The 17,994-nt window shown below is 42.5% G+C and carries 7 protein-coding genes; 2 read left to right on the forward strand and 5 right to left on the reverse strand.

The annotated features are described in order from the left end of the window. The 5 genes from J7E57_RS04670 to J7E57_RS04690 form a co-directional block, all read right to left on the reverse strand. Positions 1–2,472, reverse strand: coding sequence for a glycosyl hydrolase family 95 catalytic domain-containing protein (locus tag J7E57_RS04670; protein WP_251029802.1), 2,472 nt, complete (start codon positions 2,470–2,472; stop codon positions 1–3). A gap of 321 nt (positions 2,473–2,793) precedes the next feature. Further along, positions 2,794–5,208, reverse strand: coding sequence for a beta-L-arabinofuranosidase domain-containing protein (locus J7E57_RS04675; protein ID WP_215132400.1), 2,415 nt, complete (start codon positions 5,206–5,208; stop codon positions 2,794–2,796). A 19-nt stretch (positions 5,209–5,227) separates the two neighbouring features. After that, positions 5,228–7,171, reverse strand: coding sequence for an alpha/beta hydrolase-fold protein (locus J7E57_RS04680; protein ID WP_215132401.1), 1,944 nt, complete (start codon positions 7,169–7,171; stop codon positions 5,228–5,230). Between the two features lie 32 nt (positions 7,172–7,203). Further along, a complete protein-coding gene (locus J7E57_RS04685) occupies positions 7,204–8,175 on the reverse strand; it encodes a glycoside hydrolase family 43 protein (RefSeq protein WP_215132402.1) in 972 nt (323 codons plus the stop codon). Positions 8,176–8,546: 371 nt separating this feature from the next. Beyond that, entirely contained in the window at positions 8,547–12,713 is a 4,167-nt protein-coding gene (locus J7E57_RS04690) for a hybrid sensor histidine kinase/response regulator transcription factor (protein ID WP_215132403.1), read from the reverse strand. 364 nt (positions 12,714–13,077) lie between these two features. On the opposite strand from J7E57_RS04690, the gene J7E57_RS04695 reads away from it, so the two are divergent. Together J7E57_RS04695 and J7E57_RS04700 are read left to right on the forward strand one after the other, a co-directional pair. After that, on the forward strand, positions 13,078–15,702 hold the full coding sequence (locus J7E57_RS04695) for a glycoside hydrolase family 3 C-terminal domain-containing protein (protein ID WP_215132405.1): 2,625 nt from the start codon (positions 13,078–13,080) through the stop codon (positions 15,700–15,702). Continuing rightward, a complete protein-coding gene (locus J7E57_RS04700; RefSeq protein WP_215132406.1) occupies positions 15,703–17,748 on the forward strand; it encodes an alpha-glucuronidase in 2,046 nt (681 codons plus the stop codon). Positions 17,749–17,994: the final 246 nt, after the last annotated feature.

Consider the following 17,994-nt stretch of genomic DNA (forward strand, 5'->3'; position numbering starts at 1 on the left):
TTATTTGAGCAGCAGCGTATATAACCTGCCTGGTTTAGTTGATATATCGTAAACAAAAGTCTTTTTCAAAGGAGTAGCGGTTAAACGGACTTCGGGCGATACAATAGGTTCCTGGGTTTCGGTAATGGAATAGAACATATTTGGATTAGTACCAACTGCATTTTTCAATTCAATAAGGTCGCTTTTCATTTCATTTGGTACCCTCAACCGTAAATTCCCCCCAAGCGTTGATTTAATTACGGCTTTAATTACCTGCCCATTAGACCATTCGAGGCTGAGTACCTCAAAGCCTCCCCTGGCCCTTAATCCCCTAATGGAACCTTTTTCCTTCCATACATCTGGCAAAGCAGGCAATAAATGCAATGCCTCATCGGCACTTTGCATCAGCATCTCGGTAATACCGGAGGTACAACCAAAATTACCATCTATCTGAAACGGTGGATGGGCATCAAAAAGATTATTGTAAGTGCCACCACCGCCCGGATTAACGCCTAGTGGTGTGAGTTGGTTTTGAATCAGTTGGTAGGCATGATTTCCATCCTGCATCCTTGCCCACCAGTTTATTTTCCAGCCCATACTCCATCCGGTAGATACATCGCCTCTTTGAAGCAAGGTATTTTTTGCAGCAGCATAAAGTAAGGGCGTACGGTAGGCAGAAATCTGGTTGGAAGGGAATAAACCATAAAGGTGAGAAATATGTCGGTGTTTATCGTTCGGACTGTCTATATCATCCAGCCATTCTTGTAATTGGCCGTGTTTGCCAATGTGCATAGGCGATAACTTATTGCGCATCTGCAATAAACTATCGGCAAAAACACCGTCAACTCCAAGTATTTTGGCCGCACGGATAGTGGTAGAAAACACATCGAAAACAATTTGGTTATCCATGGTGGTACCCGCATCAATAGAGGAGCCTCCATGTGCCGCAGGGGCATTTTCAGGAGAAGTACCTGGATTAACCACCAAATACTTCAGTGTTGGGTGCAGCACCAGAAAATCTTTGTAAAAAATTGCGGCATCTTTTAAAACAGGATAGACGCTTTTAAGGTATTTGCGATCTCCTCCATAAAGGTAATGTTCCCAAAGATGCTGACTGGCCCAGCCACCGCCACCGTTCCAGATTCCCCAGAATGCACCATCCACTGGGCCGGTGCTTCTCCAGATATCGCTATTGTGATGCGCCATCCAGCCCCTTGCGCCGTACATGTTTTTGGCAGTGGCCTTGCCCGTTTCAGCCATTTCACCTACCATTTTAAGAAAGGGCTGGTGCAGCTCGGGCAAATTGGTCGGCTCTGCGGGCCAATAATTCATTTGAGCGTTAATATTAATGGTGTATTTACTGTCCCAGGGTGGGTAAAGCTTATCATTCCAGATGCCTTGTAAATTGGCAGGCTGCCCCTCGGGCTGAGAAGAACTGATTAACAGATAGCGGCCAAACTGGTAATATAGATTAACAAACTGAAGATCTGTTGTATTCCTGAAATTCATTAGCCTTTTGTCTGTTGGTAAGTCCATACCACCGCTCCCCCCTAAATCAAGCTGAACACGATTGAAGTATTTGTGATAGTTGATGAGATGGGTAGCCAGAATTTTATCATAAGATTTCGCCGAGGCCCGGTTCAGGTACTCCAATGCCCGTTTAGCGGCATTGCCGCTGATGTCATTATAATGGTTAAAATTGGTAGCTATGGAAATGAAAATGGTTACCGCATTGGCATGCTCAACAACAATACTCGAATCGGTAGCTGTTAATGTACCCCCTTCATTGCTGAATCTGCTGATTACGTTGTATTTTACAAGCCCTTTGACACCTTCATGATCGCTGGTCAACCCTTCCATTACCAGATCTTTAACAGCAGAGGTACTGATTGAAACCTTTTTATGGGGTGTGGTGTAATTTGCGGTAAAAGAAATGCTGGCGGCTTTTGTGGCGGTAAGTTTTATTACCACCACGCGATTACCGTGTGCGGCAAAAGCTGTTCGGGTATAAGTTACATCGCCAATGTTATAGCTTGTTTTACTTAGGGCGTTTTCGATATCGAGTTCTCTATAGTAGTTTTGGTACTTTTCATGATCTGGGAAAACGAGTTGAAGATTACCGGCCGGCTGAAAGATCTGCCCGGATGATTTTTTTCCAAACATGATTTTATTGGCCAGACTTTCAGCTTCCTTATGCTTCCCTTGAAAAATGAGTGCGCGGATTTCAGGTAAATGGCTCAAAGTTTCCGGAACATCATTTTGATAGGGACTACCACTCCAAAGGCTGTGTTCATTTAGTTTTATCACTTCTTTTGCCACGTTACCATAAATCATTGCCCCTAAAAAGCCATTACCAACAGGAAGCGCATTTTCCCAAACAGTACCTGCAGGTTGGTCGTACCAAAGCTTTAATTTTGATTTTTTAGGTACCTGTGCAAATGCCAGAGTACCTGTTAAAAGGAATAGAATTATCTTACTGAATCTCAGTACCATGTTATGGATATTCATTGACAAAGGGATCTAATTGTTAAATTTCTTAATCGTTATATTAAAACTACTGGCATTACAACAATGTTATTAAATTAAGCGCTTTTAACCACAGATGCGCACGGATAAACACGGGTTTTCATATCTGTGTCATCCCTTCTATCTCCCGAAAATCGGGACAAGTTGTGGTTAAATTATTTTCACTTGTGCCAATGGCTTAACTTAATGACATTAGGCATTACCATGCCTGATATCCGTTCATTTGGAGTGTTTTTTCTTGATCCACAGCACCACTCAGCGTTCAAAACCATAGTTTTCATCCCTTAGTTATTTCTTTACCAACCTCACATAAAATACCCTTGCCGTTGATTTTCCATCTGAAGATGAAAATTTAACCGAAATCCTTTTTTTGCCTTTTAGCATTTCTGCAGGGATTGGGTATTCCTGGTTATAGAAGCCTGTTTTTTGTGGCCCCTGGCTTGCATCTACACCAACCAATTTTTGATCATCAAGATAAATATCAAATTTATCACGGCCGCCACTCGTATGGTAACGAACATTTAGGGCCAGCTGATCTGCACCCTCGGTATTCATTTCGTAGCTAAAGAAACCATTTCCCGTTGCATTGCGCCAAAATTGATCCAGGTAAGATCCGGTGTGGGAATTATTGTTTTTCATCTGGTGATCTACCTCTGGCTGCTGTTCTCCTGGTGCAACAAAATCTAATGTACGGCTTTCCAGTGCAAGTTTTTCATTTTCTACACGGCTAGCAGAATCGAGGTAAGCAGCATACTGGTTGGGTGTGAGCGCCATCCAGTACATCATGTAACGTGAATCGTGAATGCGGTAAAAAGGCTCCAGGGTAATTTTTTCAAGGTTTTCTATCCGCTCATTTACAAAAGAGAACTTCATCGACTGACCTTTTATTGGCTCGATTTTCTTGCCGATATCGTCAATGTGCTCATCAATAAGAATAGGTGCCTTATTAATGGGCAGTTTTTTGCCGCTGGCGATATGCCCCCAACGACTATTATCTGCTACCAGTCCTTTGAGTGCTTCCGTTTCGGTTTTAGCACCCAATAAAATCGGGCCGTGCATAATTGCCACATATTCAGACAAATTGGGCATCCGTTCGACGGTGGTTTTCATGGGCAGGCTTAGCTCTACCACGTCTCCTTTTTTCCAGTTACGGCCAATTCCCAGATAAGCATTCGGAAGCAATTTATAGTCGGCTTTTTTACCATTGATTTTTACTTCCATCATTTCCTTGCCGATCCATGATGGTTTTCTGATCATCAACATTAACCGGGCGTTTCCATCTGCAACAATCAGTCTGGTTTTTTCCTCATCCGGAAAAGTAGTTTCCTGCCTTATTGTAATGTTTTTCTCTTTCCAGTTGAGTTCAGAGGCAATAAACAGGTTAAGATATAAAGTATCTTTTTGATGGGTGTAAATAAATTCGTTGTACTTGCTGTGGTTCTCCATCCCGCTGCCCACGCAACACCACATACCTTCATTCGGTGCCGAATATACGCGGTAGTGCCTTGGCCGGGCGGGCGTAAAATAAACATAGCCCCCATGTTCGGGATGTTGGGACGAAAGAATGTGGTTATACAGGGCTTTTTCGTAAAAGTCTACGTATTTTGCATCGGGTTTTTCCCTGAAAAGTCCTTCGGTCAGTTTCAGCATATTGTAGGTGTTGCAGGTTTCTGGCCCTTCCACATCATCTACAAAATCAGCGCTGGCAACAGCACTTGGAAAAAATTCCCTGCGACTGTTTCCGCCAAATACCAAAGACCTCTTACCCGTTACTGTTTCCCAAAAAAACTGACCAGCACGGTCATATTCCCGTTGATGGCTCAACTCCCCGATCCGCTGGAAGCCAACCGCCTTGGGAACCTGGGTGTTGGCATGTTTATTATCAAGGTTGTCTTGCCCGTTGGCCATAGGGTTAAGCAATTGTTGATGAGAAAACCGCATCGCTGCGTTCAGGTATTTTTCATTGCCGGTAATCTGATAGGCATCAGCCAATACTTCGTTCATCCCACCTTGTTCTGTATCTAACATTTGCTGCATCTGTTGTTCATTAAGCTTTGAGGTAATGGCTATCGCCCAATCACAGAATTTTAAAAATACCTCCTTCGCATCTTTACTTTCTCCATAAATCCAGGCATCGCGCAAACCCGCAAAAGTTTTGTGAACATTATACCAGGGTACCCAGGCAGATTGATAGGCTTTGAAGTTTCCTTCTTTAAGCTTCATCCAGATCTCTTTACTATTGGGAACGCCTCCTGCATATCCTATTCCCCATTCTGGGTGTGAAGTGGTATTTTTATTCTGGCAGGCTTTCAATGTTGCTACGATTTTTTCCATTCTGCTTTTGCATTCTGGATTACCTGTTGAGGCATAATTAAGAGCAAGCGCACTGAGGTAATGTCCGCCGATATGCCCATCCAGCCCTTCCCAGTTATCATTGCCTTTTTTATCTGTAGGAAGCGCTGCCTGCTTAAGGTAAGGGTAAAGCAACCGGTCCACATCATAAGCCAATAGTGTTTTTATGTTAAGGTCTCTGGCGTGATCAAATGGTCCATTAAGCAGTTTTACCTGTTTTAAAGGAAACGAATTGGCATAAAATCCCTTTTGCGCCCCAACATTTCCACAGAAGCCAATATTAAATAGGACAGAAACGCCTAGGCAAAGGAAATGCTTTTGCAAAAGATCGTATTTTGGGAATGTCAACATATAATTTTACTCAGAAGGTTTATTTAAACAAGGTCGAGGAGAATTGATAAAGGTTATTCCGCCAAACAGGCCAGGTATGCCCTCCCGGATATTCGTGATAACTAAAATTGATATTTAGCTCTTTAAATTTATCCATCATTATCTGGCAGTTATTATAGGCGATATCTTCTTTCCCACCCATGGCAATCCACAATTGTTTTAGGTTGGCATTGATTTTTTCACGGTTATTTTTCATCTCTACATATTGAAGGTCGGCTATTGTGTTTTGACGCGGCACAACCCATCCTGAACTAAATACACCAAGGTACGCGAATTTATCGGTGTTGTTAATCCCGGTATAAAGCGTGTGCATCCCGCCCATTGATAAACCGGCCAATGCCCTGTTTTGCGCATCGGTTTTGGTGCGGTAAGTGCTTTCAACCAATGGAATAATCACTTCTTTCAATTCTGATTCGAAGGTTTTTAAGCTGGCCTCGCCAAAGGCGGCTCCACCTACATTTGCACTGGGCATTACAATAATCATCGGTTTGGCTTTCTGAGCAGCAATAAGATTGTCGAGAATCAGATCAGTTTTACCTTGATTTGCCCAGCCAGTTTCATCTTCTCCCCCTCCATGGAGGATATAAAGTACCGGGTATTTTTCGTTTACCTGTGCATCATAAAAAGGCGGTGTGTAAACATACAGCTGCCTCCATGACCTGGTTACTTTTGAGTAATATTTTTTAATCCGGAGCTCGCCATGCGGAACATCCTTCAACGCATAATAGTCGCCTTTTGAAAAAGGGATTTCAATTCCGCTGGCCATGCGCCCCATGCCAAAATAAGACTTACTTGCCGGATCTGCTACAGGAAGGCCATCAATGATGAGCGAATAATAATGAAACCCTTCACCCAAAGAATCGGTTGTAACGGTCCATCTGCCATTTTCATTTTTGACCATATCATACTTTCGGCCCAGATCTACCTGAACACTGTGCGCATTGGGCGCTGAAAGATTGAAAACAACTTTATGGTCATCGGTAATCTGTGGATAGGCGCCAGAACCGATATTGGTTGAGGCTGGCGCACCTGCTACCGGATATTTTGAAAAAGTAGTGGTATCAACCGGTTTAAATAACAATTGCGAAAACATATACAATCCATTCTTCCAAACTTTAAAATCATGAAAACCAGGCTCGATAAAATAGATATGTGGCACCTTGTTTTTAGTCAGATAATTGTGCGTACGCTTACTGTTGATAATGAGGTTATCACTAGCTCCGCAAGAGATGAATAACAATTTGAGCATGGTTGAGACCTTTTTTGGATCAGGTACAAGCACTTCTGGCATTTTGGTATTTGGCGCTGAAGAAAAGCCGGCTATCCAGGCAAACTTATCCAGATTTCCCAGTCCAAAATTCAAAGCCTGTCCTCCCCCCATTGATAAACCTGCAATCGCACGGTGTTCGCGGTCTTTATACACGCTAAACCTCCGTTCCACAAATGGAATAAGATCATTAATTAAATCCTTCTCAAAAGTAGCAAAGGCCTGCACTTTATCCTTGTCCATAATGTTCCCGATGGCGCGGTCATCTTTCATGGCTCTGCCGTTCGGCATAATTACCACCATAGGTGCTAACTTACCGGCGGCATAAAGATTATCCAGAATCACCTGGGGATTACCCCCATTAAGCCATTCTTTTTCATCACCTCCGATACCATGCAAAAGATATAAAACCGGATATTTTAATTGTTTAGTGTAACCTGGCGGCGTGTATACCAATGCTTTACGGTTATTGCCCACGGTTTTCGACGAATAGGTCAAAGTATCGATTTTTCCGTGCGGAATTGCAGACTGAATGACGTCAAAGCCCTCTGGGCCACTGGACACGATCTGCTGAGCAAAACCATCAAGGGTATAAGCACTTAAACTGACAAAAAGCACTGTTATTTTAACAAAGAGAGATTTATTTATTTTTTTCATATCTGGTTAGGTTAGGGTATGTTATTAACTGTTTATCTGCCTTTTACCGGGCTAACACCGGTAGTGGTTTCTACTATTTTCTGTATGGTGCCATCCTCATTATAGTGCATATCATCTACACAGATAGACCTTCTATAACTTCCGCCTGTGGGCAAAGAGCCATTGTGGTAAAAAAAATAAGATTTGCCCTTAAAATCGATAACCCCGGGGTGGGTAGTAAAACTGTTGGGAACATTTCCCTGGATAATACCTTTGTACACCCAAGGTCCCTGTGGCCCCTTAGCCATACAGTATTCGATCATTTCGGGTTTGGTTCCCGTACCGGCATAGATCAGATAATAGTTGCCTTTTCTTTTATAAACCCATGGACCTTCAATATAGTTTTTGATGTCCAATACCTGGATTTCTCCATCCATCTCGATCATATTTTTTTTCAGTTTGACACTTTTACAACTTCCATTGCCCCAATACAGATAAGCCTGCCCATCATCATCGATAAAAACAGTGGGATCTATGTCATCCCAGCCATGCTTTTTATCGGTAGTCATCTCATTGGTTACCAAAGCCTTGCCAATTGCATCTTTAAATGGCCCAACAGGGCTATCAGAAACCGCCACACCGATCGCCATCCCTCCTTTACTCTCCTTATTTTTTTGGTGGCCTGTTGATACATACCAATAAAACTTTCCATCCCTGTAAATACACTGAGCGGCGTACGCATCTCCCCCGGCCCATGAAAATGCCTTTGGCGAAAGCAGCATGCCATGATCTTCCCAGTCGACCATATTTTTTGACGAGAACACATGCCAGTCGGGCATTTTATAATTGGTATCTTTCACCGTTGCGGTATCATGCCCAACATACAGATAAACTTTATTTTTATATACCAGTGGTGCCGGATCAGCAGTAAAAATATGTTTGATAATTGGGTTTTGCGCCTGCGATTTAAAATGCAGTACAAAAACCAGTGCTGAGAACAATAGGAAGAGGGCTTTGAATTTCATGATTATTTAGTATTTGGTCAGTAATCAGTTTGTTTGACAATGATATTTTCACGTTGATAGCTATTTACCTTCTTCATATACTGGCGTGAATAATTCATTTTGAGCATTAGCAGTATCATACTTTCATTTAGGTCAGGTTAATATTTGGTTTAGCGAAACTACCGTATCTGTTGTTTTTTTGTAGGAAGATTTGATTATTATAATAGAAAATATGTTCATCGGCTGTATTTTTCACCTATTTTGAAGATAAAAGAACTGAATTTTAACGGTCTGTATGCAACGGTGATGCCAAAGGGTTCTCCAGATTATATAAATTAGCATTGACCAGGTTACCCCAGGCATAACGCACATATTTGGGGTTAAAAGTATGTTCAATTTTCTCTTACCAAACGGTCTTCCACTTTTCTTTTTACACTAATGTATTCGGAAGGCTGCATATTAAATTTTGCTTTAAATGACTTGGCAAAATAATTAGGCGTAGCAAATCCAGCCATATAAGCAATTTGCGAAACATTCAAATCACTTTTTTCCAATAAAACAGCCGCCTTATCGAGCTTAACCGACCGGATGTATTCAATTGGCGAAAGCCCTGTTAATTCGAGTATTTTATGATACAATGAACCTCTGCTCATACCCACATGTTTGCTAAGGTCTTCTACTGATAGTTTAGGGTTATTTAAATTATCATCAATATAAACTGCCACTTTCTTTAGCAAACGGTCGCTGTGTGATTCGACGGTTATCGCTGTTGCCTCTACCTTGATCTGTTTGCTATAAGTATCTTTGAGTCTTTTGTTGAGGGAAAGCAGATTTTTAATCTTTGCATTTAAGATCTCAAAGTTGAACGGCTTGGTCAGATAATCGTTTGCACCGGTTTCCAGACCTTTTATCTGTTCCTCTTCCCCCGTTAGGGCGGTTAGCAACATGATTGGAATGTGATTGGTCCGTTTGTCTGATTTAACTTTTTTACATAGTTCTATCCCGCTCATATAAGGCATGTTGATATCACTTACAATGATCTGGGGATGGTTCGACAGCGTTTTTTGCCACCCTTCCTGTCCGTTGCTGGCCTCGTGTATCTTGTAGAAAGGCTGCAGTCCATCTTTAAGATAGGCACGAAAATCCTCGTTGTCCTCTACTAATAAAATAGAAGGGATATCTGCATCCAGATCGGGTCCGGATATGGCGCCGTTCAACTCCGTTCTGCCCTTATCTGCAGCATCCGAAAAATCGATCATCAATTCGGCTGCAGACCGAACATTTGAGAATGGGATTTCGATGGTAAAAACACTTCCCTCACCAGCTTTACTCCGTACAGCGATTTTTCCACCATGTAATTTCACAAATTCCTGTGCAATTGAAAGGCCTATGCCACTTCCTTGATTCAAGATCGGCGCTATTCCATCTGCCTGGAAAAAGCGTTGAAAGATTCTTTCCTGATCGGTCTCTGAAATGCCTATGCCCGAATCGGCAACCGTAATAATCAGCGTTGCTGCATGCACTGCGACCGGCAGTGTTACCTTCTCCAGTTCAACTGAAATCCTTCCACCAACCGGGGTAAACTTGAATGCATTTGATAAAAGATTAAACAGCACCCTTTCGATCTTATCATGATCAAAAGGTGCATTAAAATAGCTTAATTGACTTTTGAACACCAACTGTATCTGCTTGCGTTCGCTCAGATCGTTAAATGATTCAAGAACTTCTTTGATGAAAGAAACGATATCTGTTTCAACAGCATTTAAAGTAAGTTCCCGGTCCTCGATTTTTCTGAAATCCAGGATCTGGTTAACCAGATTTAGTAACCGCCTTGTATTGCGCTTGATCATCAATAAGGGATTGGCAACGTGCTGATCAGGCTGTTCGGCAATCAGCTTATCTACAGGCCCCATAATGAGTGAAAGCGGGGTCCTGAACTCATGGCTGAGATTTGTAAGAAACTTGATTTTGAGTTTATCCAGGGCCCTTAACTGTTCGGCTTCTTTACGATGCTGCGCTAAACGCTGCTCTGCTTTCATTTTTTCCTGAACAAGGGCAAACTTTCTTTTGAGTTTCTGGATCCCCAGATGCCGTATATAGAAAAGCGTACCAACAGTGGTGAGGATATAAAAAATATAAGCATATGTGGTTTTCCAGAACGGAGGACTAACATCAATTGCGATGGAAGTTTCTGAGGCATTCCAGATGCCGTTACTGTTGTTTGCTTTAACATGAAAGACATATTCTCCTGGATCAAGATTGGTATAGGACACAGATTTTGTAGAGCCTGCCTTTATCCAATCCTTGTCAAACCCCTCTAATTTATAGAAATACTGATTATCCTCAGGGACGGTGTAATTGATGCTGACATAGCTGAGCGTGAAACTCTGTTTATACTCCAGGTGAATATTTTTGGCAATGGATATATGCTCCTGGATCGGGCTGGCCTTGCCGGGCAGCACCGACGAGTTTGAAACCTTGAGATCAGTAAAGATCACCGAGGGAATACTCCTGTTTTTTTTAAAGAACCTCGGGTTAAAATAATTGAAGCCAGCAGCACCTCCAAAATAGATCTCACCTCCCGCAGTTCGCATCCCTGCACCACGGATAAAATTGTTGTTCTGAACACCATTATAAACCGTGTAGTTTGTAAATACTTTTGTCATGGGATCAAAACTGCTGATGCCTTTATTGGTACTTACCCAGATCAGCCCCTTTAAGTCTTCTACTATAGCATACACTGTAGCGTTATTCAATCCATTTTTTTCGGAGAAGTTGATGAACCTGTTCTTTTTACGATCATAGCGGCTCAGCCCCCCACTAAAAGTCCCGACCCATAGACTGCCTGACCGGTCTTTTAATATCGACAGCGTGAGATCACTCGGCAGGTTATTGTTTTTTTTGTTCAGAACCGAAAATTTATGGGTAAACTGATCAAGTATAGATATTCCTGACCCATAAGTGCCTATCCACATATTATTTTGATCATCTTCTTCTATAAACCTGATGAAATTATTGCCCGGGAAATCCACCTCGTTGGGCGCCTGGGGGTTCTTGCAGTATTTCAAAATCACTTTAGCATCCGGGGTCATCAGGTTTACTCCGCCTCCATTGGTTCCTACCCAGATTTTACCAGTCTTGTCTTCTTTTAAGCAAAAAACGTCATTCGAATTCAGCCCGCTGGCATTGGTGGAGCGTTTGATCTGCAATAGCTTATCCGTTAACAGATCCATAGATACCAAGCCGTTTGAATAGGTTCCCATGAGCAGTTTTTTTCCCCTAGTGATGGCCATGGCTATTATAGAAATATTGTTCATTGCACTTCCATCAGGCAATCTGGCATTGAACCGTTTTATCAGCTCGGTACGCGGATTGAAAAGATTTAGCCCACCACCATCTGTGCCCACAAATATTTCATCCCTGTACTGTGCGAAAGAAGTGATTACAGATGCACTCAAACCATTGGAATCGAAAATATTGCTTTGCTTTAGGTTAAAAAGATTCAGATTGGAATCATATTTACTTATCCCGCCATGAAACGGGCCCAGCCAGTAGATGCCGTCATCAATATAAATACTGCTGATCGATTTGCCTGTCAGCGAGTAGGAATCTCTGTAGTTCGGCCTGTAGGATGTAATAGCTGCACTATTGAGATCAATAATTTTCAGTCCATCATCAGTACCTGCCCATAATTGATTGTTTTTATCTATTGCCAGACTGATCACCCTGTTACGGGCAAGTGCATTGAGGTCGCCGGCGCTGTAAACAAAAGCACTGAATCCGCCCTGGTCAGGCAATTTCCTGCATATTCCCCGCGCGGTACCAAACCAGATATTCCCTGATTTATCCTCACAGATCGTGTTGATCTCGTTATTGATTGCAGTGGACGCATCAGAGGGGCTGTGGCGGTAAATCTTGAAAGCCTTTTCTTTCCTGTCATAAAGATACACGCCATTATTTGATCCGATCCACAATCTGTTCTTACTATCTTCTAACAAACAGTTAAAAGATAATTGAGCTGAAGATTTTCTGCTGGGGGTTTGCTTAATGTGATTGATGATCTTATTTGTTTTTGGATCCAGCTCATCAAGCCCATTATAAGTTGCTACCCAAACATGGCCTAAATGGTCTGTAGTCACAGCATGAATAAGATCGCTGCTAAGCCCGCCCTCTACATTGGCAGGATAGGTTATGAAGGAATTGTTTTTACGGTCAAATAAACTCAAAGATCCTAGAGAGCTCCCAACCCATAGGTTACCCGAACTGTCCTCATGTAAAGCCCTGATATCATTGGACCGCAGGCTTGTCGGATCATTTTCATTAAATTTATAAACAGTGAAGTTGCTGCCGTCGTATTTATTCAGTCCGTCCTCCGTGCCAAACCACATAAAACCAAAGTGGTCTTTTACTATCGCATTAACTGTATTGGATGATAAGCCATCTTTTATCTGTAGTGATGTGAAATTTATTTTTTGCTGTTGCGCGTAATCTTTTACCGGGGAAATCAGAAGTGAGACCGCAACGCACAGGAATATTTTAACCGGGTGAAGATATGACAACAGGGAAATTTTGATCACCCTGCAAGTAAAGCTATGGCCCATATTATCTATTTGTTTATCAGCTAGGTAGGTAGCACCCAGAGCTGAACATATCTGGTTATTTAATCAGCGAACCTGGTTTTCGCCCAAGGTTTCCGAATTCAAGCTAAAATAACCTGATTATCTGATGAGCGTTAAGTCAATTGTGAAAATTATAGCAATAAATGTTCAATATCCCCCAATGTTCGTCCTAATTCATCAGGTGAAATAAAATTTAAAGGGCCCAAACAGCTAGATCGAAACATTTGTCACAGGTTTTTATCGAAACGTACACCTCCCGAAGTGAAACTATTTGGAACTTGCAAAAGTTAAGAAAACCAAATATATGAGACGATTATTCTTTTTAACCATATTTACCACGTTAGCCCTGCTACACGTTACCTGTCCAATTCAGGCACAGGAATATCCATTTGAAGATTACAAATTACCTTTTGATAAAAGGGTTGATGATCTGGTATCCAGATTAACACTTGAGGAAAAAGTTTTTCAGATGCTTAATTCAGCACCTGCAATTCCAAGACTAAAAATTCCGGCTTATGATTGGTGGAATGAAACACTGCACGGGGTTGCCAGAACGCCCTTTAAGGTTACCGTATATCCGCAGGCCATTGCAATGGCGGCCATGTTCGATCCTGCAGCGCTGGGTAAAATGGCAGACTACTCTGCTTTGGAAGGGCGGGCAATTTACAACAAGGCGGTTGCGCTTGGCCGTACGAATGAACGCTATCTGGGACTGACCTATTGGACACCCAATATCAATATCTTTAGAGACCCAAGATGGGGACGCGGTCAGGAAACCTATGGAGAGGATCCTTATTTAACCGCTACACTGGGCGATGCATTTGTAAGGGGTTTGCAAGGCGATGACCCAAAGTACCTGAAAGCGGCTGCTTGTGCGAAGCATTATGCTGTACACAGTGGACCGGAACCGCTACGCCACGTATTCAATGCAGATGTTAGCGCTTTTGATCTTTGGGACACTTATTTGCCGGCTTTTGAAAAACTGGTTACGAAATCGGAAGTTGCCGGAGTGATGTGTGCATATAACGCATTTCAAGGGCAACCATGTTGTGGCAGCGATCTTTTAATGACCGACATTTTAAGAAAGAAATGGGGGTTTAAGGGCTATGTTACTTCAGATTGTTGGGCCATTGATGATTTCTTTAAAAATCACAAAACCCACAAAGACGCAGCAAGTGCATCGGCTGATGCCGTTTTTCACGGAACTGATCTAGACTGTGGAACTGATGCCTATAAAGCCTTACTTACTGCGGTTAAAAACGGTATAATTACAGAAAAAGATATTGACGTATCGGTAAAAAGACTGTTCATGATCCGGTTCAGGCTTGGTATGTTCGATCCGCCTTCGATGGTGAAATACGCCAATACACCGATAACAGTTTTAGAAAACAGTGCCCACAAAGCACATGCACTTAAAATGGCAAGGGCATCGATGGTTTTGTTAAAAAACGAATCCAACACACTTCCGTTAAAAAAGAATCTAAAGAAACTTGTGGTGCTTGGTCCGAATGCCAATAATGATATTTCGGTGCTTGGAAATTACAATGGTACCCCCTCAACCATTACAACGGTTCTTCAGGGCATAAAAGATAAATTGGGAAATCAAACGGAGGTGATATATGAGCAGGCAGTTTCGTTTGCGAGCGATACGATCCTACATTATAGAAATTTAGAGAACCAATTAACCGCAGATGGCCACAAGGGGTTCAAGGCCGAATATTACAAAGGCATAGAACTGCAGGGGGCGCCTCTTTTAACGCGGTTCGAAGAATCAATAAACCACAACTGGCAAGAGGGCGAGCAAATTGGTGAAGGTTTGACTGCAAACCATTTTTCTGCCAGGTTTAGCACGGTATTTAAAGCTTTAAAGTCAGAAGAAATCACCTTTGAAGTAGATGGGGATGATGGCTACCGTTTAAAGGTAAACGGGCAAAAAGTTTTAGATGCCTGGTCTAAAAACAGGTGGGGCGCTAAAACGTATAAAATTCCTGTTTCTAAGGATTCTACATACAAAATTGAAATGGAATACTGGCAAGGTGAGGGTGGAGCAAAGGTCCGCTTTGCGGGAGGTGCCTTTGGGCGCACAGATTTTACTGAGTTGGTTGCACGCCATCGCGATGCAGATGCATTTATATTCGTGGGCGGCATTTCTCCACAACTTGAAGGCGAAGAAATGAAAGTAAATGTACCTGGATTTAATGGAGGCGACAGAACCTCCATCATGCTTCCTCAGGCGCAAACCTCACTGATGAAAGCCTTAAAATCGAGTGGCAAGCCAGTTGTTTTTGTGATGATGACAGGAAGCGCCATCGCCATTCCATGGGAAGCCGAAAATATACCCGCCATTGTTAATGCCTGGTACGGTGGCCAATCGGCAGGAACTGCAGTAGCTGATTTGTTGTTCGGTGATTACAGCCCTTCAGGAAGACTTCCGGTAACCTTTTATAAGAGTGACAAGGATCTAAAAGATTTTAATGATTATAATATGGAGAATCGGACCTATAGGTATTTCAAAGGCATACCTCTTTTTGGGTTTGGATATGGATTAAGCTATTCTACATTCAATTATCACAACTTTATCTTACCTTCAAACCTTAAATCAGGTAAAGGAACAAGTTTGTCTGTAAGGATCACCAATACCGGTAAAATGCAGAGCGACGAGGTTGCCCAGCTGTATGTGATGCACAACAATTTAAAAATCAAATCAGCTAAAAAAGCCCTTAAGGGATATCAAAGGGTTAGCCTGGCACCTGGTGAAAGTAAACTTGTTCATTTTAAATTATCACCTGATGAACTCAGTTATATTGATGATAAAGGAACAAAAAGACCACTAAAAGGCGAGATCACATTATCGATTGGTGGAAGCCAGCCCGATGAGAAGCTGAAAACAAGCGGTAATATTGTAACCCGAAAACTAATAATCAACTAGATGAAAAAGATTACCCTGCTATTGGTTATCGTTACAGCTACTGCCCATTTTCTGAAGGCTGAAGATGGGCACCAACTTTGGCTCCGCAATACCGCTGCCAAGCAGGTAAAGGTGGTATCGCCAAGAAAGTCGCCGGTATTAACCATCGCTGTACAAGAAATTAAAAACGGGTGGCTGGGAAAAGACGGCGCAGCGCTAAAATTTGATTTTATTAAAGATGGCTCCATTACAAATGATGGATTTCGTTTGGAAGGTGATAAAATTGTCGCTAAAACGGATCTGGGTATCCTTTATGGAAGCTACGAGCTCCTTAGAAGGCAGTATTTAGGAAAGTCTGATCAAAATTATACATCCAATCCCTCCTATTCAAGAAGAATCCTTAACCATTGGGATAATCTGGATGGTTCTGTAGAACGCGGGTATGCTGGTGGTTCGATATTTTGGAGACAGGGAGATTCTTCGCTTCAACTCAGTCAGGCAGATATTGCGTTGTACAAAGAATATGCAAGAGCCAATGCTTCAATAGGCATAAACGGCACAGTGCTCAACAACGTAAACGCTTCGGCAAAAATCCTCACCACAGCCTATCTTCAAAAGGTTCAGTCTATCGCCACAGTATTGCGTCCATATGGCTTAAAGGTCTATTTATCGGTCAACTTTTCGTCACCCGTTACAGTTGGGAAACTTAAAACCGCTGACCCTCTTGATCCTGCTGTTAGGCAATGGTGGGCAGCTAAGGCCAAAGAAATTTATTCATTGATTCCTGATTTTGGAGGATTCCTTGTAAAAGCCAATAGCGAAGGGCAACCTGGCCCTCAAAATTTCGGGAGAACACACGTTGATGGCGCCAATATGATGGCTGATGCGCTCTCCCCTTTTGGAGGGATTGTAATGTGGCGTGCCTTTGTATATCAACCAAGTAACGAGGACCGTACGAAACAAGCGTATAATGAGTTTTTAAAATTTGATGGTAAATTCAAGAAAAATGTAATTATCCAGATCAAAAACGGACCACTTGATTTTCAGCCCCGAGAGCCATTCAGTCCCTTATTCGGAGCCATGATTAAAACCCCTGTAATGCCAGAGTTTCAGATCACACAGGAATATCTGGGCTGGTCTAATCACCTGGTTTTCTTGTCTACCCTTTGGAAAGAATGTTTACAAAGCGATACCTACCGAAACGGTAAGGGCAGCACTGTAGCGGCCTGTACAGACGGGACATTGGATAAACGCACCTTCAGTGCAATTGCAGGGGTATCCAATATTGGCCTGGAGGGAAATTGGACCGGGCATATTTTTGCACAGGCCAATTGGTACGCTTTCGGCAGGCTTGCCTGGGACAATAAACTTAAGAGTGAAGATATTGCAGATGAATGGGTTAGGCAAACTTTTTTAAGTCCTACGGAAAAGAAAATGGAGCGAACCCTGGTAAAACCGATAAAAGAGATGATGATGCAGAGCAGAGCAGCGGCTGTGGATTATATGATGCCTTTAGGATTACACCACATTTTTGCTGAAGGACACCATTACGGGCCTGCCCCATGGTTCTCGAATAAAGCCATCAGGGCCGACTGGACCTCCGTATACTACCACAATGCAGACCTTTTAGGAGTAGGCTTTAACAGAAGCAGCACAGGCAGCAATGCCGTTGAGCAGTACCATGAGCCACTCCGATCTACATTTAACAGCCTGGAAAGTTGTCCGGAAGAATATTTGTTGTGGTTTCACCATGTGCCATGGACTTATAAACTTAAAAATGGAAACGACCTTTGGACAGCGCTTTGTTATCGTTACGATTCGGGGTTGCAACGTGTTCGTGCTTTCCAGCGCATTTGGGACAGTACCAAGGGCTTGGTTGATGATGAGCGGTTCAAATCCGTGCAGTCCAAGCTCAAGATCCAAAGCCGCGATGCACAGGTTTGGAAGGATGCCTGTTTGTTATATTTTCAGCAGTTTAGCAAACGAGAAATTCCTTATGATTTGGAACGCCCAATATATGAATTGGATACTTTGAAAAAGCTGACCAAAAGTAAGGACTATGAATAGTCTGTTTTCATCAAAACAAAACCAAAAAATTCGTATCTAGCGCAAGTCTTAGCGCCCCGGCAAAAGCAAAGGCCTGACTTGTGCTTTTCGTTAAATTAATACATTAATCCCGTATCTAGCGCAAGTCTTAGCGCACAGGCACAAGCAAAGGCCTGACTTGTGCTTTCGTTAAGTTAATGCATTTAACCTTTAAGGCACAAGTCAGCTAGCCCACATCGTCCAAACCACTAAGATTCTGTGTTGATT

The sequence above is a fragment of the Pedobacter sp. ISL-64 genome, assembly GCF_018613605.1.
Classification (GTDB): domain Bacteria; phylum Bacteroidota; class Bacteroidia; order Sphingobacteriales; family Sphingobacteriaceae; genus Pedobacter.

Coding starts and splice junctions, on each gene's coding strand:
- J7E57_RS04695 (WP_215132405.1), top strand. CDS start 13,078: ATGAGACGATTATTCTTTTTAACCATATTTACCACGTTAGCCCTGCTA.
- J7E57_RS04675 (WP_215132400.1), bottom strand. CDS start 5,208: ATGTTGACATTCCCAAAATACGATCTTTTGCAAAAGCATTTCCTTTGC.
- J7E57_RS04685 (WP_215132402.1), bottom strand. CDS start 8,175: ATGAAATTCAAAGCCCTCTTCCTATTGTTCTCAGCACTGGTTTTTGTA.
- J7E57_RS04670 (WP_251029802.1), bottom strand. CDS start 2,472: ATGGTACTGAGATTCAGTAAGATAATTCTATTCCTTTTAACAGGTACT.
- J7E57_RS04700 (WP_215132406.1), top strand. CDS start 15,703: ATGAAAAAGATTACCCTGCTATTGGTTATCGTTACAGCTACTGCCCAT.
- J7E57_RS04680 (WP_215132401.1), bottom strand. CDS start 7,171: ATGAAAAAAATAAATAAATCTCTCTTTGTTAAAATAACAGTGCTTTTT.